Here is an 18,867-nt window from a genome sequence, read left to right as displayed (position 1 = left end):
AGAACCCGCCTTAGCATCGAAAAGCCTTGCGCATGAGAGAATAGGTGAATGGCCAAGCTCATCCTGATCGACGGTTCCTCCTACCTCTATCGTGCCTTCCACGCATTGCCGCCGTTGAGCAATGCGCAAGGCGAACCCACCGGCGCCCTGTTCGGCGTGGTCAATATGCTGCGCTCCACCTTGAAGGCGCAGCCCGAATATCTGGCCTTCGTCAGCGACGCGCCTGGACCCACCTTCCGCGACGAGCTGTACGACCAGTACAAGGCCAACCGGCCGCCGATGCCCGACGATCTGCGCGCCCAGGTGCAACCGATGCTGGCGATCGTCGCCGCGCTCGGCTTCCCCGTGCTGTGCGTACCGGGCGTCGAAGCGGACGACGTGATCGGCACCCTGGCCGAACAGGCGCATGCGCAGGGCATCGACGTGCTCATCTCTACCGGCGACAAGGATCTGGCGCAGCTGGTGCGCCCAGGTGTCACGCTGATCAACACCATGACCAACACCACGATGGATGTGGGCGGTGTGTTTGACAAATTCGGCGTCAAGCCCGAACAGATCGTCGACTTTCTGTCGCTTACCGGTGACAGCGTCGACAACGTGCCCGGCGTCACCAAATGCGGCCCCAAGACGGCCGCCAAGTGGCTGGCCGAATACGGCACGCTGGACAACGTGATCGCCAACGCCGACAAGATCGGCGGCAAGATCGGCGAGAACCTGCGCGAAGCGCTGCCCAATTTGCCGCTGTCGCGGTCGCTGGTAACGATCAAGACCGATGTGCCGCTGGATGTCGGGGTCACCGGATTGACGCAGCGCGAGCGCCATATCGAGCAGCTACGTGAGCTGTTCACGCGTTACGATTTCAAGGCTGCGCTGAAGGATCTGGACGCGCAGACCAAAGCCGGCGAAACCGCCGCGCCCGCCACGGTCGCCGATGCCATCGTGCCCGCGCAGGTGCAGGACACGGCACTCTCCGAGCCAGGCAGTTATGAGCTGGTCGTCACACTGGAGGCGTTCGACCGCTGGCTTGCCAGCCTGAAAGATGCGCCGTTGATCGCGTTCGACACCGAGACCACCGGCCTCGATGCGATGCTGGCCGATATCGTCGGTCTGAGCCTTTCCATCGAACCCGGCAAGGCCTGTTATGTGCCACTGGCACATGACTATCCCGGTGCCCCCGCGCAGCTTGCTCGCGACACGGTATTGGCCGCGCTCAAGCCCATCTTCGAAGATGCCTCGCGCCCCAAGCTCGGCCAGCACGCCAAGTACGACATGAACATCCTGTCGCGCTACGGCATCGTGGTGCAGGGGCTCAAGCACGATTCGATGCTCGAGTCCTATGTGTGGAACGCCACCGCGACGCGTCATGACATGGATTCGCTGGCGAAGAAATACCTCGGCTACGACACCGTCAAGTACGAGGAGGTCGCCGGCAAGGGCGCCAAGCAGATTTCGTTCTCGCAGGTCGATCTCGATACCGCCTGCCGCTACGCCGCCGAAGACGCCGACATTACGCTACGCCTGCACCATGCCTTGTGGCCCAAGCTCGAAAGTGCGCCGTCGCTGCGCAAGGTCTACGAGGAAATCGAGATACCGCTGGTGCCCGTGCTTGCCGAGATGGAACAGCGCGGCGTGCTGATCGACGTCAATCAGCTGCGCCTGCAAAGCCAACAACTGGGTAAGCGTATGGTCGAACTGCAACAGCAGGCGTACCAGGTGGCCGGCCACGAGTTCAGCCTCGACTCGCCCAAGCAGTTGCAGGCCGTGTTGTTCGACGAACTCAAGCTGCCGGTCAAGGTAAAGACGCCGACCGGCCAGCCTTCCACCAACGAAGAGGCACTGGACGCGATTGCCGATGCGCACGAACTGCCGCGCATCATTCTGGACTATCGCGGCCTGGCAAAGCTTCGCTCCACCTATACCGACAAGCTCGCTGGCAACGTCAATCCGCATACCGGCCGCGTGCATACCAGCTACCACCAGGGCGCGGTGGCCACCGGCCGCGTGTCCTCGTCCGATCCGAACCTGCAGAACATCCCGGTACGCACCGAGGAAGGTCGGCGTATCCGTCAGGCCTTTGTCGCACCGGAGGGTTGGTCGATCCTGGCGGCGGACTACTCGCAGATCGAGCTGCGCATCATGGCGCATCTATCGGGTGACGAAGGCCTGCTGCGTGCGTTCCAGGAAGGCGGCGACGTGCATCGCGCCACCGCGGCGGAAGTGTTCGGTGTGACGCCCGCGGAAGTCAGCACCAATCAACGCCGCGCGGCCAAGGCGATCAATTTCGGCTTGATGTACGGCATGAGCGCGTTCGGTCTCGCGCGTCAGCTCGGCGTGGATCGCGGCGAAGCCAGCGACTATATGGCGCGCTATTTCACGCGTTATCCCGGCGTGCATGCGTTTATGGAAGCCACGCGCGAACAGGCGCATCGCGACGGTTATGTCGAAACCATTTTCGGCCGCCGCCTGTATCTGGAAAATCTCACCGCGCGCAATCAGGCCTTGCGTGCCGGTGCCGAGCGCGCCGCCGTCAACGCGCCCATGCAAGGCAGTGCCGCGGACATCATCAAGCGCGCGATGATTTCAGTCGCCGGCTGGCTCAAGACACGTGACGATGCGCACATGCTGATGCAGGTGCACGATGAATTGGTCTTTGAAGTGCGTAAGGATTCCGTGGAAGACGTGCGGCGCGAAGTCGTTGCACGCATGTCCGGCGCCGCCGAGTTGCGTGTGCCCTTGCTGGTCGAGGCGGGTGTAGGAGCCAACTGGGACGAGGCGCATTGAGCAGGGATCGAGCCGACCGCCAAGCGTTCGGCTTTACGCCTCACTAACATTTAGACGTCCAAAACCAAGGCGCTCTCCGTCCACGGGAGCCGCCAGAATGAATCATCCGTAAATTTATTTGGCCCAAAGTGAAACTTCTGGGGCTCCCGTACGTACTAAGTATCAGGATGCACGCAACGGCATCCTACGGGCCCCGTCACCTCCCTATGGCGTGTCCCACCGGCCAGCGAACCTCTCCCCTGGGTTTCGCGGCCTCCCGGCCCCGAAGGTTCCCCCCTAACCTTCGGGGCTTTTTTTGCCTTGAATCCGAGGCCTTATGGCACCCCGCGAGCCCAAAGCGGGCCCGGCCTCACTCCCTGCGCAAAACCGGCTAGCATCTCGCCACTGTCTCCAGACAACTCCGACGTTCCAGCGACACGGTGCAAAAGAAAGACAAAGCCACCTCCTTCGATATCGCCCACCGGGCCGGGGTTTCCCAGTCCACGGTGTCGCGCGCCTTGCGGGGTAGCCCGCTGGTCAGCGAGGAGACCCGCCAGCGGATCCAGCAGGCGGCGACCGAACTCAAGTACAAGGTCGACAAGAACGCCTCCAACCTGCGCACCCGCCATTCGGGCACCCTGGCCTTGCTGCTGTTCGAGGACCCGACCGCAGACGAGTCGCATATCAACCCGTTTTTCCTGTCCATGCTGGGCTCGATCACCCGGGCCTGTGCCCAGCGGGGCTACGACCTGCTGGTGTCGTTCCAGCAGCTGTCGCACGACTGGCATGCCGACTACGCCGACACCCGCAAGGCCGACGGCATCATCCTGCTTGGCTATGGCGACTACCTGGCCTATCGCGACAAGCTGGCCATGCTGGTCGCGCAGGGCACCCGTTCGGTGCGCTGGGGCGCGGTATTGCCCGACCAGCCGGACATCTCCATCGGCTGCGACAACTTCCTGGGCGGCCAGGACGTCACCCGGCACCTGCTTGAACAAGGCTGCCGCCGGGTGGCCTACCTCGGGGACGCGTCCAGCCATTACCCGGAATTCTTCGCCCGCTATCGAGGCTACGCCCAGGTGCTGCACGAGGCCGGCCTGGAGGTCGACCCGGGATTACAGGTCAATGCCGAGAGCTCGGAGCAGTCCGGCTACGCGGCAATGGAGGCCTTGCTCGGCCGCGACAAACCGTTCGATGCGCTGTTTGCCGCCAGCGACCTGATCGCGATCGGGGCCATGCGGGCCTTGGCCGACCATGGCAAGAGCGTCCCGGGCGATGTGGCTGTTGCGGGTTTCGACGATATCCCGACCGCGAGTTTCGTGAACCCGCCGCTGACGACCGTGCGCCAGGATACCGGGCAGGCGGGACAGGCCCTGGTCAACACGCTGCTTCAGCTGATCCAGAACGAGCCGGCCGGGAGCGATATGTTGCCGGTGCGGTTGGTGGTGCGGAAATCGAGTTTGCGGGGGTAAGAGCCCCCTCACCGTGCTCCCTCTCCCCTGGCTCTGCCGGGGGAGAGGGCTGGGGTGAGGGGGCCAGACTGGCCTCAGTGCATCGGATGCCCACGCTCCTCCATCAACAACCCCAATTGCGCCGCCAGATCGCGACGCTGCACCACAGCGTCCAGCACGAACACCTGCACATCGTGCGCGGCGACCCGTGCCTTCAACGCGCCTCCTTCGTTCACCGTCACCGCATCACCACCCAGCGCCGGCTTCCACGTCCCCGGCTGCAGATAAGGCGTCACGACCATATCCGCTGCCGTATCGCCCTTGTTGAGCAACACCAGCGCGATCTGATGCACCTCGCCCTTCTGATACACGCGGTAGAACACCGCCTGGTCACCCTCGATCCTTACCGGCAGCATCAGGCCGCGTTGCAGCGCCGGTATCTTCTCGCGCAATCGAGCGATGCGTGCCAGCTGTTGATAGATACGACTGCGTGGCGCGGCGTCGATGCGCTCCTGGCCGAAATAATTGCGGTTGCCCTGGTGCTCGGCGCGGCCACGCTCGAAGCCGATTTCCGAACCGTAATACACGGCCGGAATGCCACGTGCGGTGAACAGCCAGTTGTTCGCATCGACAAATCCATCGTCGGTCGCATTCAAACGCGCCATATCGTGGTTGTCGTAGAACGTCACCAGCTCGTAAGGGTTCTGATATGGCCCATTACGCAGGTAGAGGCGTTCGGCAACACGCGCGTAGTCGCTATGCGAATGCTCGAACACTTCGGCAATGCGCTGGCGCAGCGGAAAATCGAGCACGCTGATGCCACCATTGCGCGCCCAGGTGTATTGGCCGATATCGTCCGGGCTGTAGTCGAACGCTTCGCCGAACATGAAGAAGCCTGGATGCTTTGCACGAATCCGCTCGGCAAACTGCCGCCAGAAAGTCGTCGACATATGACTGATCGTATCGATGCGGAACGCATCCGCACCCTGGTCGGCCCATTGCAGGTAGGCACCGACAAAATAATCCAGTACCGCGGGATTCTCGTCGTCGTTGTTCGACAACTGCGCCAGATCGTCGTAGGCGTGATAGAAGCGGTGCAACGGATTATGCACCGGATCGAGCTGGTCGGGCCGCAGATTCTGGTGATCGGCAATCAGCTTGCCATCCTTGTCGAATATCTGCCCGAACTGTGGCTGCGCCTTGGGCATGCTGAAAGACGGCGAGCCATGGTTGGCGACGATGTCGAGCACGGTCTTCAGACCCTGCGCACGCATCTTATCGGTGAACCGGGCGAAGTCGAGATCCTTGCTCGGCAGATGTTCGTCGAGCTTGTAGAAGTTGACGCCCCAGTAACCGTGATAGCCCGCCTTGCCACGGTCGGCCAGCGACGCGCCCCAGGTGACGGGATCGCCACCGGTAAACGCTTCATCCGGATTCTCGACGATCGGGGTAATCCACACCGCGCCAAAACCCATGCCACGGATATAGCCCGCGTTATTCAAGATCCCTTTGAAGTCGCCACCGAGATAACCGATGTTATCGCTCTCGCCGTTCGGGCCGGGTACGGGGATATCGAAGGTGTGATGCATACCACCCTGGTCGCGATGATCGTTGCTGGTGTCGCCATTGACGAAACGATCGGTCATGACGAAGTAGATCGCATTCGACGCGAACGGCGCGTCCGTTCCGACATATTCAACTTGCTGCGCGGCGGCCTGGCCGGCGGCGAGCGTCAGCACAAGGCTCAATAAAAGCTTTTTCATGATGCGACCTGGTTGGTGGGCTCGCGCACGCGCAGCACGCACAGGCCGGCGATAAACAGGCTGATGCCGCCAAGCACCAGCGCGTAGATCGGCTGGCCGCGAAAGAACACATGCAACAGCATGCCCAGCACGCTGGCGGCGAGCAGCTGCGGTATCACGATAAAGAAATTGAAGATGCCCATGTAGACACCCATTTTCGTCGCCGGCAGGTTGTCCGACAGCAAGGCATAGGGCAGCGAAAGAATCGACGCCCAGGCAAAGCCCACGCCCACCATCGACAGCATCAGCCAGTTCGGATCGCGGATCAGCAGGAACGAGAGCAATCCGGCAGCACCTAGCCACACGTTGATCAAGTGGCTGATGCGCAAACCCCAACGCTTGACCATCCACGGTATGACGATGGCCGCCACCGCGGCAAAGCCGTTATAGGCTGCAAATAATACGCCGACCCAGTTGGCGCCTTCGTTATAAGCCGCCGAGTGCGTATCGCTGCTGCCGAAATGCACTGCCGTGACGCCGGCCGTGGTGTAGATCCACATGGCGAACAATGCGAACCACGAAAAGAACTGTACCCAGGCGAGGCGACGCATCGCGTCGGGCATCGCAAAGAGATCGGTCAGCACCTGTGCGGCCATACCGCGGCTGGTAGTCGATGCCAACCACAACAAGGCGATGCCGTAGATCGTAATGCCTGCGGTAAGCAGATAAAGCTCGCGCTCCACATGACACACCGCCACCAGCACGGTCGCCAGGATGCCGGCAAACAACCACACCAAACCCGAGCGTCGCGCCACATGCCGATCGATGTCGATGTCATCGGCCGGATGCTCGATATCGAATGCTTTCAGCGCATCGGGTGGATACTCTCGCGTCGAGACAATCGTCCACAACACCGAGCCGAACAGAACCACGGCACCCGCGTAGAAGGCGTACTTCACCGTATCGGGAATGCCGCTTGTGCCTGCCGCGTTGCTCACGCCGAGCTTGGCCAGTATCCAGGGCAACGCCGATGCGACCACGGCGCCGAGACCGATAAAGAAACTCTGCATCGCGTAACCGGATGCACGTTGCTGCGTAGGCAACTGGTCGCCGACGAAGGCACGGAACGGCTCCATCGATACATTGATCGACGCATCCATGATCCACAGCAAGCCCGCCGCCACCCACAGCGTCGGTGCGTTCGGCATGAACAGCAAAGCCAGCGTCGTGAGCACGGCGCCCACCAGGAAATAGGGTCGGCGTCGACCCAGTCGCGTCCAGGTGCGATCGGAATAGTGGCCGATGATCGGTTGCACGATCAGCCCCGACAACGGCGCCGCCACCCACAGCATGGGAATATCGCCAACGTCCGCGCCCAATGTCTGGAAGATGCGACTGACGTTGGCGTTCTGCAACGCAAAGCCGAACTGGATGCCCAGAAAGCCGAAGCACATGTTCCAGATCTGCCAGAACGACAATGCGGGTTTACGCTGGTTCACTGGCTTTCCTTTGTCGCCACCGGTGTTATCCATAGGTCACCGATATCTGCCTTGTTCATCGGTCCGTCGATACCGCCCTTGCCACCGGTGTAATGGGCAAAGTGGCTGAGGTAGCTCATGTTGAAGCCCGGTTTCAGTGTGAAGGTGCAATGTTGTCCTGCGCGCGCGCCGAATACGCCGTAGGTCGATTGCTGCCGGCCTTCGCTGTGCGGCATGACCAGCACCATGATTTGTGGCGCGACGCCGTCGCAATTGGCCGAGGTCAGGTAGACCGCAGCCGTGACGCCGGTTTCGATGGTGCCGTTGGTGTTGGTGTAATCGGCGCTGATCCTGAAGCGTCCGGCCGAAGGAGCCGTCCAACCCCACACTGCCCCCTCCCCTACTTCGTCATTCCGGCGCAGGCCGGAACCCAGTGGCTTCGGTGGCGGGTTTTCGTGGCCCGGTGACAAGCGTTCGGCTTTTCGCGACGACCCTGACGCCACGCCACTGGGTTCCAGCCTGCGCCGGAATGACGAGTTGGGGGCGTAGAGGGAAGCATTGGTAGGCAGCGGCGCTGATGCCACCTGCGTGGATTTCAGCGTAACGACAACATGCTTGCCATCGACCTTTTGCGTATCGGAAACCAGCAGATTCCCATCCAACTTCGCCGGCCGCACCAGCGTGATATCCCGATCGCTCAACTCAAGCCGAATACGATCCTTATCGCCAAACAGCATCGGCACCAGCGACGTCGGCAGCTTCGGCTCGATCTTCCCATCCGGACCAAGGCCGAACACACCCTCGATCACCATGTTCAGGTACGCCGCCACCGACCACAGCTGACGCGGCGAATCCACCACCGGCCCACTCTTGTCGCCATCGTCCACATGCGTGGCCTGAGTAACCAGCTCGAAGTTCTCCATATTCGAACCAGCCAATGCCGCACCGCGCATCAGCGATCGCAGCTCGTGCGCAATGCGTGCCGGTTCGTTTACCTGGCGTGCCGCACGCAAGGCGTAGGCACTGACAAACGGCCAGATCGCACGATTGTGGTAGATCGGCACATCGTCGCGCTCGGGCCAGATCACCGGGCTTCCCGCTGGCCACGTCGGATAGTGGGCCAGGGTCTGTCGCGCACGCTCCGGATCGGCCACACCGCTGGTAATCGCCATGGAGATGCCCAACAGATCGTAGGTATCGAACGGTTGCGGATGATCCGCGCCGCCGATGTAGCTCATGTACATGCCGCGATCGTTGCGCCAGAAATGGCGGTTGATCGCGTCCTTCAATGTTTTTGCCTGGGCCTGGTAAACGGCTGCCTGTGCCGGATTGCGGTTTGCCGCCATCTCAGCCGCCAGACGCAACGCCTGGTAATGCAGAACATTGGTAGACAATGCGAACGACTGTCCGATAAACGTCACATCCTTGGCCGCCCACATCGGATACGTCTGCTGGCGCCAGTCGAGGAACGAGGTCTCGCCGCGATACAGGCCAAGCGTGCTGTCGAAGGTGTACAAACGGTCCTGTGCCAGCGTGTCGTTCAGGGCCCGATAGACTTCATCGGCAAACACGGGATCGTCCAGCAGATGCCGCGCGGCGAGAAACCAGACAATGCGATCGGTGCTGATCGGCCAGCTACCGCCGGAACCGGTGTCCTGCATGACGTACAAGCCCTGCGGCGCGGACGGCTCGCGTACATCCGATAGCTTGAAACGCAGCGATGCTTTTGCACGCTCCGGATCCAGCCGCCATAGCGCCAGATCGACCGAGTACGACAGGTCGCGCGTCCAGACGTAATGCCATTTCTCGCCCGTTTCGAAACAAGGGCACGCAATGGACTGACCGTGATCGAACGCTCCATCGGTAATGGCAGAGACCGAATCCTTGGCCAGATCGTCCTGCGCCATCGCGAACAAGGCATCGAACAGCGGGCTGGCCGACTGCACCGACAGGCGCGAGATCGGTATATGTCGTTCACCGGATGTCGAGCGCAGCAGGAAGCCATCATTCGAACGCGTCACCGATGCGCTACGACCGTCGAACGCGATAACCGTCTTGAAGTCGTTTGGGGCAACCTCGGCTTGAGCAGCCGCGCTGGCGGCAAACATCGACGCGGCGAGAAGACAACGTACAACCATGTGCATCAATGGCGTGCTCCGCTATCGAAGATACGGACGTCCTTGGCCGCGTCGGTCGCGATGCGTACGTAGGTTACGTCGCCGTAACGATCGGCACCGCTTACCCAGCCCTCGTCCGTATCCTTTCGCAGGGCATCCAGGCCGGGAGCGGGCTGCAACGGCCTTCCGCCCTGTTCCACCTTGGATGCTTTCACGCCGTGAACTTTCAGGATCAGCGAAGCCACCGGCGAGTTGAAGGAGCCGTTGTTCTTGCTCAACGTCACACGAACACTCGCATCCTCGCGTTGCAGGGTCAGCCGATGCAGCGAATAGGCACTCTTCTCATAAGCATAGGTGAGGCCATCGTCGTCGTAGATATCGAAACTGGTCGGCGTTGCGGATGGAAACATCTCGACGTCGAGCTGCGTCACTGCCTTTTCACCCACATAGTTCATTACAGGCTGCATAGGGATGATCGCACCGGCGCGGATAAACATCGGGATATCCGACCAGCGCTTGCTGTCGACAACCAGATGCGCGACCTGCCCGCCTCGATACACCTTACCAGTGGCGAAATCGATCCAGGTTCCCGCAGGCAGATAGACATCCTTTGCGGTTTGGCCTTGCTCGACGACGGGAGACACCAACAGGTAGTCGCCGAACATCCAGGCATCGACGTCGTCGCGTACCTTGGGATCGTCTGGCCAGTCGAAGGTCAGCGGGCGAACCAGACCTACACCCGTTTTGTGACGGCTGAATTCGTAGGCGTAGATGTATGGGATCAACGTATAGCGCAAACGAATGGCGTCACCCGCCGCTTTCTCCGCCACTTCGCCGTACACCCAGGGCTGACGCTTCTGACCGAACGAACCATGCACCCGAAATATCGGCGTGAAAGCGCCAAACTGAATCCAGCGCGCGTAGTTTTCCGGACTGGGCTCGTCGCCCTGGAAACCACCGCCGTCCATGCCCCACTGCATGGCGCCCACGTCGATCGCCGCCAACATGCGCGCACGTTGCGCCCGAATGCTTTCGAAGCCGGTGTAGATATCGCCGGACCACAGGCCATAGGCATAACGTTGCGAGCCGAGATAGAAGTTTCGATTGATCGACCACACGCGCTGATTGCTATATGCGCGCTGGCCTTCATACAGTGCACGCTGCATGTTCATGAACTGCGTATCGTTGATTTCATCCGCTTCGTCGTTCCACCAGCCGACGATGCCGGTATCGAACGAATGCTTGAGCGTGTCGTTGAAAAACCATGCCCGCGCCGCGGGATTGCCAAAATCGATCTCACGGATGGTCTTGAGCGAAAAGTAATCGGCCTTCGGCACGCTCGAGGCCACCCACAAGCCATGCTCGGTGGCATAGCGGCCTTCTTCGGTGTCGATATGCACCCGCGGCTTCATGATGCCGGTCAAATGCACGCCTTGCGCGTCGAGTTGCTGCTTGAGCTTGCCGTTGGGACCGTCGGGAAACTTGGTTTCGTTCCAGCGAAACTCGCCGTAGTGATCGTCACCCCAGGCCTTCCAGTCGAAATCCAATGTCACGTTGTCGATCGGGATGTGCTTGGCGCGATAGGTCTTGACGATCGACAACAGCTCTTTCTGGTCGATACCCCATTGGCTGTTGGTAAAGCCCATGGCCCATTTGGGAAACATGGCGCTGTGACCGCTGACCTGCGCGAGACCGGAGAAAATCTCCGGTGGCGGGCCTACGAATACATAGACGGTGCGTATGGGCGCCGACGTAGCCTGGGCGGTGACTCGATCGGCCCCAAGGTCGAAATGCGCACCGATGGCATCCACCAGGACACCGTAGCCAGCCGTGCTCCACACGAATGGGGCACCGGCATTTCCCTGCGCACCTGCCTTGGCATCCTGCGAGCCCGTCCGCAGCAGCCCTCCCGGGTGACGATCGAAGGCTGTGGTGCCGCCAATGCCGTACATCGCATCATCCGCCGCATGGCCCACCGCCAACTTGCCGTCCACGAGCGCAGGTATATCGATGCGCAGCAATGTATTGCGCGCCTGGTCTTCGATGACCAATTGCTGTGATGAGGGGTCCCAATCCGTCCGCATGTCGCGGGTCGAAAACGTGCCCGGCCGCCCTTTTCCCCAGGATTCCACCTCGCCTGCCAAAGGAGAACTCGTCGCATCGACGACCAGCGTTGGTTCCGACGGCTTTTTCCCCGCCGGCAGATAGCGGATCCGCAGGACACCTTCGGGCATCTCCCTGAGTTCCATCGTTCCCGTAGGCAAGGGAACGCTCGCACCCGTCACCGGCACCTGCAACGCCTCACTCCTCGCGCCCGCCTCCGGGATACTCATCAACATCAGACAGGTGGCAAAAAGACTCCCGGCAACTGGCCAGGCCTTCATTGCATGACCACCGACACATAAGGCGGCAGGTCCAACTCGCCATCGACGTAGGTGGCGTCATTGCCCGTTTGCAGCTCGACCCGCTGGTAGCCGTCCTTGCGCTTCAATTTCACCGACTGCGGCTGACCCGAAAGGTTATGCAGCACGAGCACGCGGTGCTCGCCGATGAATCGCTCGTACGCGACGACGTGCGCATTCTGCAGCGAGACCACGCGGATATCGCCATCGCGAAGCAGCGGTTCCTGGCTGCGCCAGTGAATCAGCGCGCGGTAGGTGTTAAGCAGGGAATGCGGGTCAGGCTGCTCGGCCTGCACCGAGACCTCGCCACCCTGCCCGCTGGTGATGGGCTTCCAGCGGCTTTCGGTAATGACGTCCGGGTCGCGTTCCCAGCGCATCGGCTCGCGAAGGTTCTGGTCGGGCTTGCGACCGAGCACGCCGAGCTCTTCACCGTAGTAGAGGAAGGGCCGCCCTGGCAGAGTCAGCAACATCGCCGCCGCCACGCGCATGTGATCGACATTGCCATCCAGGCGACTGAACACGCGTTCCTGGTCGTGATTGGACAGGAACGGAGCATCGATAAAGTCGCTACCCGCGGCTTTGTGAAACGCGGCATACGTGCTGGTCAGCAATGCGTTCAGTGGCGTGGCCTGTTCGCTCTGCGCGCTCTGGATCATCTGTTCGGCCAGCGGGAAATTGAACACCGAGCCGAGCGGCTTCAGATAGGGCGCCAACAGGTCAGGCGACGGCATGGTCACCTCGCCCACCAGATAGACATCCGGATTGACCGTTTGCAAGCCCTGGCGAAATTCGCTCCACCATACAACGTTCTTGCGTGTGGTCTCGGGTTTGCCGGTATCGGTCTTCAGGTCGTCATAGATGTGCCGTGCCGCGTCCAGCCGGAAACCATCGACGCCCTTGGCCAGCCAGAACTGGCCGATCTTGACCATCTCGTGGCGAACGTCCGGATCGTCGTAATTCAGATCGGGCATGCCGGCGCTGAAGTCGCCGAGAAACGTCTGCCCATCGCGCGTATGCCAGGCCGGGCTATCGGTCGCGCTCAATGCCTTGGTGTCGGTGGTGGGACCGGCCCAGGTGTACCAGCCACGATATGAGCTATGCGGATCGAGCGCGGAGACGAACCAGGGGTGCTTGTCGCTGGTGTGGTTGATCACCAGGTCGATGATCACCTTGATGCCGCGCTTGTGCGCCTCGGCGACCAGGCGCTCGAAATCCTGCATCGTCCCGTATTGCGGGTTGATCGCCTTGTAGTCGGTAACGTCGTAGCCGTGGTAACTGGGCGAGGCGTTGATCGGCATCAGCCAGATGCCGTTGACGCCGAGCGATTGCAGATAGTCCAGCTTGGCGGTGACGCCATTGAGGTCGCCAATACCGTCGCCGTTGGTGTCGTACCAGGCGCGGACGAAGATCTCGTACCACACGCCGGTGTGCGTGGCTTCGTTCGATAAAAATGGCGCATCGGCCACGGATGTCGAGGGGAGTGCGCGGACATCCGGGCCAAGCGCCAGGGAGAAAACAAACGCCAGAACTGCGAGTAACCGATAACGCATCATGCTTCGCCCCTTTGTATGTTTCAGGAGCGTCGCCGCCTTACGGCGAGTATCCCGAGCCCCGTCTCGGCGTTCGGTCGAACGCCGAGACGAGCATAACTCACAGCTTCAACTGCAGACCCAGGTAGTTGGTGCGACCGAAGTACTGGATCGTGCCGGTCTGCTGCTGGTTGGTGAAATACGTACGGGTCGGCTGGTTGCTGGCGTTGAGCAACTGATAGACCACCGTCAGCTTGTCGTTGATGTTGTACGACGCCTGGAAGTCGTAGACCAGCTCGGAGGCGAACACCACCAGCTGGTTGTCCACCGCGATCTGCGTGTCGGAGACGAAGTGTGAGCGGTAGTTGGCCGACACACGTGCCGAGAACGGCCCCTGGTCGTAGAACACCGCCGCGCTGGCGACGCGCTGCGACAGGCCCGGCAAGCCGATCATCTGCGTCGGGCCACCCAGGTTGGACGGGTTCTTCACCGAGCTGGAGGTCAGCGCCAGGTTGGCGTCCACACCGATGCCGGACCAGATGCCGGGCAGGAAGTGGGTCTTGGTGAAGGCCACTTCCAGGCCGCGCAGATCGCCGCCCTTGGCGTTGTATGCGGTCTGATAGTCGCCGTTGAGGTAAGGCGCATTGGTGGCCGGATTGATCGGCACCGTGATGCCCACGGTGGAGAAGTCGAAGTTGTTGTACGTCACCTGCTGGATGAACGACTTGATGTGCTTGAAGAACACACCGGCGGTGATCGCGCCCGACGAATCGTCGAAGTAGTGCTCGTACGTCGCGTCGTACTGCTGCGCGCGCAGAGGATTCAGCAACGGGCTGGTACCGCCGTAGATGTTGTACGTGTTGCCGTTGGTGATATACGAACCCGAGCCGGCCAGCATGGAGTTGATCGGCGGACGCGACAGCACCTTGGCGGCCGAGAAGCGAACCTGGTCGTTGTCGGTCAGGTGATAGATCAGGTTCAACGACGGCAGGTAATCGGTGTACTTCTTGCCGACATTGAGCGGCGCGAAATCGCTGCTGGTCTTGCCGTTGCCGTCGGTGATCGGAATGCCCGCACCGTTGCCGACCTGCTGCAGGCCATAACTGAACTGCGAGTCGTGCGACACGCGCATGCCCACGTTACCGGTCAACTCATGACCGAACACCTGCGCGTCGATATCGGCCATCAGGAACAGGTCGCGGATCTTCTGATCCACCTGGCCGCTTTGCACATACGTCCAGTTGTTGTTGATGATGTCCTTGACCGGATTGGCAGTAATGTCATGCGAGGCGAGGATGCCCGGACCATTGAGCTTGAGGAAGCACGGGAAGCCGCCGAAGGTGCCCTTCCAGCATTCGGTGGTGGCATTGCTGCTGTTGATGGTCAGCGGCGGCTGGCCCAGCGAGGGATCGCTGTTCCATTCCGAACCGTAGACATAGGCGCTGCGGTCGGCGTTGTAGGTGTGGTTGTTGGCGTAGACACCCGCTTCCAGCGCCGAGAAGATCGAGTTGTTCGGCAAGTCGTACTTGACGCTGGTACGGAACGCCTTGGTGCGGTCGTGATAGACGTACGGATAGACGCCATAACGGGACAGCGCCATCTGGCTCAGGTCGGTGTACATGCCCGGATTGGCCAGCGAGACCTGACCGATGCTGCGACCGGTCAGCAGATAGGTCATCGACTGCGAGGCGAGCTGCGGATTGGCCGTGCCCAGGCCGGTGTACGGGTCGGCCGTCGTGTCGACGTTGACTTCATGGCTCTGCGCACGCGACAGCGACAGATCGCCGTCGATATGCCACGGGCCGCTGTTCCACTTCAGGTTCAAGCCACCGGAGAACACGTTGGTGGTGGTGCTGTAGTTGTCCGCGGTGGTCTCGTTGGAGAACTGGGCGTTACCCACGCCCGCAGGATTGGTGCTGACGGTGCCGCCGATGACCGAACCATTCGGGCCGAACACCGGGTTGGTGATCTGCGCGCTGTTGTTATAGAAATTCTGCGAGCGGAAGCCGTAGCCGAACGATTCGTTCTTGAACTTGGAGAAGAAGCTGTCGGCGGTGATCTGCAACTCGTCGCTGGGCTTCCACACCACCGTACCGAGGTAACCGGTGCGACGCTCCTGGCCACCGTTCTGCTGCAACTGGACGCCCTCGGGCAGATAACCCTGCTGCGGCGAGTTCACATTGAGCTGCTGCTGCGTGGAGCTATAGGCCTCGCCGACGAACTGCTCGGACACGTGCGGCTGATACATCTGCGCCACGCCCAGGCCGACGCCCAGGGTGTTGTCGAGGAACTTGCCCTGATACGCCGCACTCAGGCGATAGCCCAGCGCATTGGCGCCGGCGACGTTGTGAGCCAGACCGGTGTAGCTGCCGCGCGCATCCACATTCAACGACTGGTCTTTCTTGTTGTCCAGCGGATTGGCCGTCTGCATCGCAATGGTGCCGCCCACGCCGCCTTCGATCAGCGATGCCTGCGAGGACTTGTACACCGTGGCCATGTTGATCAGCTCGGACGGGTACTGATCGAACTGGATGTAGTTACTGCCGCTGGTCGAGGGCTGTTCGCGACCGTCCAGCGTGGTCTGGATGAAGTTGCCCGAGAGACCGCGGATATTGACCTGCGAAGCCTGGCCGGCAATGCGTTCGGCCGATACGCCCGGCAAGCGGGTCAATGCATCGGCGATCGACTGATCCGGCAGGCCGCCGATATCGGCCGCGGTGATCACGTTCTGAATCGTGTCGGCATAACGCTGATAGTCGATCGACTTCTCGATCGCCGCGTTATAGCCGGTGACGGTGATGCCTTCGAGACTCTTGGCCAGCTCGGCCGACTGTTTCGGCGCCGTGGTGTCGTCGGTCTTCTTGTCATCTTTCTTGGTGGGCGCGTTCTGCGCCGCCGGCGCATCCTGGGCGGCGCCCGGGGCTGCGCTGCCATTGCCGTTATCGGCGGGTGCTGCATGGATGCCGGCGGTGAAGCAAAGGCCAGCCGATGCCAGCGCCAGGGCCATCACGTTACGTTTCAGTATCACCTTAGTTCCCCTCCCCAGAGGTTTTCACTTGTCGGCTGTCTTCGTCGGCAACCCGTACCGCGAGACATGTGTCTATTCGCCAGGACGGCGTGCGGCGCATGGTAGGGCGGCGCCATAGGGCCGAACAGTTTCATGCATACGTATTCATACGGGCTTTTTTTTGTGCACCTTTGACAAAAAATACGCCTGCTCGCAGCGGCTTATTGCGCACCAGTCCAGACTTGATCACGAATCTCGCGCCCTATTGCCACTGCTGCGACGCAATAACCCGCTTTTTTGAATACGTATGCATAGAGCGCAACGAAACCGGGCCTAGCGTTTAAGCTGCGCCGCACATTGAAGCTGCCTCCCCTTCGGATCGGTAGCGACGGGCGGGACAGGCAAGGGGTTGGGCGAATGAACGATGCACCGTGGTGGCGCGGAGCCGTCATCTATCAGATCTATCCACGCAGCTTTCTGGATACCAACGGCGATGGCGTGGGCGATCTGCCGGGCATCATCGAAAAACTCGACTATGTCGCCGGACTCGGTGTGGACGCGATCTGGATCGCGCCGTTCTTTCGCTCGCCGATGGCCGACTTCGGCTATGACATCGCCGATTACCGCGCGGTCGATCCCCTGTTCGGCACGATCGAGGACTTCGACCGCCTGCTGGCCAAGGCGCATGCGCTGGGCCTGAAAGTGATGATCGACCAGGTGTTAAGCCATACCTCCGACCAGCATGCCTGGTTCAAGGAAAGCCGCAGCAGCCGCGACAACCCCAAGGCCGACTGGTACGTCTGGGCCGATGCGCGCGAAGACGGTACGCCGCCCAATAACTGGCTGTCGCTGTTCGGCGGCGTGGCCTGGCAATGGGAACCGCGCCGTGGCCAGTACTACCTGCACAACTTTCTCACCTCGCAGCCCGATCTCAATTTCCATAACGTCCAGGTGCAACAGGCGACGTTGGACAACGTGAAGTTCTGGCTCGACAAGGGCGTGGACGGCCTGCGCCTGGACGCAATCAACTTCTGCTTTCACGACAAATTGCTGCGCGATAACCCACCCAAGCCAGCGGACAAGCGTGTCGGCCGCGGTTTCAGCCCGGACAATCCGTACGCCTTCCAGTACCACTATTTCAACAACACGCAACCGGAGAACGTTCCCTTTCTCGAAGCGTTGCGCGGCTTGATGGATGGCTACGATGGCGCGGTCGCGCTGGGTGAAATTTCATCCGAAGATTCGCTTGCCACTACCGCCGAGTACACCCGCGGCAAACGCCTGCACATGGGCTACAGCTTCGAGTTGCTCACCGACGATTTCAGTGCGGCGTACATTCGTGGCACGGTGGAGAACCTCGAAGCACAGATGCGCGAGGGTTGGCCGTGCTGGGCCATCTCCAACCACGACGTCGAGCGCGTGTTGAGCCGCTGGGGCAACGGCGACAAATCCGTACGCATGGCCGGCCTGCTCACCGCGATGGTCTGTTCGCTGCGCGGCTCGGTGTGCGTCTATCAGGGTGAAGAGCTTGCCTTGACCGAAGCCGAGGTTCCGTTCGAATCGCTGCAGGATCCCTACGGCATCGCTTTCTGGCCCAACTTCAAGGGCCGCGACGGGTGCCGCACACCGTTGCCCTGGAACGACAGCGTCAACGCCGGCTTCAGCAGCGGCAAGCCCTGGCTGCCCGTGCCCGACGATCATCGTGTGTTGGCGGTATCACAGCAGGAGCGCGATCCGCAGTCTGCCCTGCATGGCTTTCGCAGCTTCATGCAATGGCGACGCCAGCAACCGGCACTGCGTTGGGGCGATATCCGCTTTATCGACGCGCCCGAACCCGTGCTCGCGTTCACGCGCAGCTATCAGGGCGAAACGGTGCTGGCGATGTTCAATCTGGGCGCCAATCCGGTCGACGTTGCGCTACCTATGTTGCACAACGCCACGGTCGTCGAAGGTCACGGCTTGCAGGAGGGCGCGCTCGGCGAAGGTCACGCTCAATTGCCGCCCCACGGCCTGCTGTTCGCGCGCCTGGCTCCCTGACGCCGCTGTACCGCCGCTTATCGAGAACCGCCCGGCGGTTTTCGTTGCGGCTGCTTGCCCCCTATGATCGGTGCTCCCGGACTGTTCAAGGAACACGCTATGCGCGCAGGACTCATCATCGTCGGCATCCTACTGCTTGGTGCGGGCATCTGGATCATGCTGGGAAACGGGAGCTACAAACAGACTGACACCCTGCTGCAGGTCGGCTCGGCCAAAGTGACCGCAACGCATGAGAAGGCGCTGCCCTCGTGGGCAGGGGTGGCGGCCATCGTGGTGGGTGGGTTGCTGGCGGTTGGCGGTTTTATCAAGCGATAACGGCGAGCAAGAGCGCCCCCTCACCCCAA

Annotated in this window: 10 protein-coding genes; 4 read left to right on the top strand and 6 right to left on the bottom strand. The window is 61.3% G+C overall.

Translation table 11 applies throughout. From position 1 onward, the window contains the following. Positions 1 to 48: 48 nt before the first annotated feature. Both polA and QMG46_RS06625 read left to right on the top strand, forming a co-directional pair. Positions 49 to 2,781 (top strand): DNA polymerase I, encoded by a 2,733-nt coding sequence (gene polA / locus QMG46_RS06630; RefSeq protein WP_281851704.1) that lies wholly within the window; start codon positions 49 to 51, stop codon positions 2,779 to 2,781. 419 nt (positions 2,782 to 3,200) lie between these two features. Then, on the top strand, positions 3,201 to 4,232 hold the full coding sequence (locus QMG46_RS06625) for a LacI family DNA-binding transcriptional regulator (RefSeq protein WP_281851703.1): 1,032 nt from the start codon (positions 3,201 to 3,203) through the stop codon (positions 4,230 to 4,232). 74 nt (positions 4,233 to 4,306) lie between these two features. On the opposite strand, the gene QMG46_RS06620 is transcribed toward QMG46_RS06625, so the two are convergent. From QMG46_RS06620 to QMG46_RS06595, 6 genes are all read right to left on the bottom strand, one after another. Next, positions 4,307 to 5,977 carry an alpha-amylase family glycosyl hydrolase gene (locus tag QMG46_RS06620; RefSeq protein WP_281852827.1) on the bottom strand — a complete coding sequence of 557 codons (1,671 nt, stop codon included), beginning with the start codon at positions 5,975 to 5,977 and terminating at the stop codon, positions 4,307 to 4,309. Continuing rightward, positions 5,971 to 7,452 (bottom strand): MFS transporter, encoded by a 1,482-nt coding sequence (locus tag QMG46_RS06615; RefSeq protein WP_281851702.1) that lies wholly within the window; start codon positions 7,450 to 7,452, stop codon positions 5,971 to 5,973. Before QMG46_RS06615 ends, QMG46_RS06620 begins: the two co-directional genes overlap by 7 nt. Beyond that, positions 7,449 to 9,575: an alpha-L-rhamnosidase-related protein gene (locus tag QMG46_RS06610; RefSeq protein ID WP_281851701.1), complete on the bottom strand. Its 2,127-nt coding sequence runs from the start codon at positions 9,573 to 9,575 to the stop codon at positions 7,449 to 7,451. Before QMG46_RS06610 ends, QMG46_RS06615 begins: the two co-directional genes overlap by 4 nt. Then, positions 9,575 to 11,782: a glycoside hydrolase family 31 protein gene (locus QMG46_RS06605; RefSeq protein WP_281851700.1), complete on the bottom strand. Its 2,208-nt coding sequence runs from the start codon at positions 11,780 to 11,782 to the stop codon at positions 9,575 to 9,577. The genes QMG46_RS06610 and QMG46_RS06605 overlap by 1 nt, the downstream gene beginning before the upstream one ends. Before the next feature lie 146 nt (positions 11,783 to 11,928). Further along, entirely contained in the window at positions 11,929 to 13,503 is a 1,575-nt protein-coding gene (locus tag QMG46_RS06600; protein WP_281851699.1) for an alpha-amylase family glycosyl hydrolase, read from the bottom strand. Between the two features lie 97 nt (positions 13,504 to 13,600). After that, on the bottom strand, positions 13,601 to 16,507 hold the full coding sequence (locus QMG46_RS06595; RefSeq protein WP_281851698.1) for a TonB-dependent receptor: 2,907 nt from the start codon (positions 16,505 to 16,507) through the stop codon (positions 13,601 to 13,603). A 396-nt stretch (positions 16,508 to 16,903) separates the two neighbouring features. On the opposite strand from QMG46_RS06595, the gene QMG46_RS06590 reads away from it, so the two are divergent. Both QMG46_RS06590 and QMG46_RS06585 read left to right on the top strand, forming a co-directional pair. Then, positions 16,904 to 18,523: an alpha-glucosidase family protein gene (locus QMG46_RS06590; RefSeq protein ID WP_281851697.1), complete on the top strand. Its 1,620-nt coding sequence runs from the start codon at positions 16,904 to 16,906 to the stop codon at positions 18,521 to 18,523. Positions 18,524 to 18,622: 99 nt separating this feature from the next. Next, positions 18,623 to 18,838, top strand: coding sequence for a hypothetical protein (locus QMG46_RS06585; RefSeq protein ID WP_281851696.1), 216 nt, complete (start codon positions 18,623 to 18,625; stop codon positions 18,836 to 18,838). Positions 18,839 to 18,867: the final 29 nt, after the last annotated feature.

Source organism: Dyella sp. GSA-30, assembly GCF_027924605.1.
In the GTDB taxonomy this organism is placed as follows: domain Bacteria; phylum Pseudomonadota; class Gammaproteobacteria; order Xanthomonadales; family Rhodanobacteraceae; genus GSA-30.
This window is presented reverse-complemented; position numbering and strand designations above follow the sequence as displayed.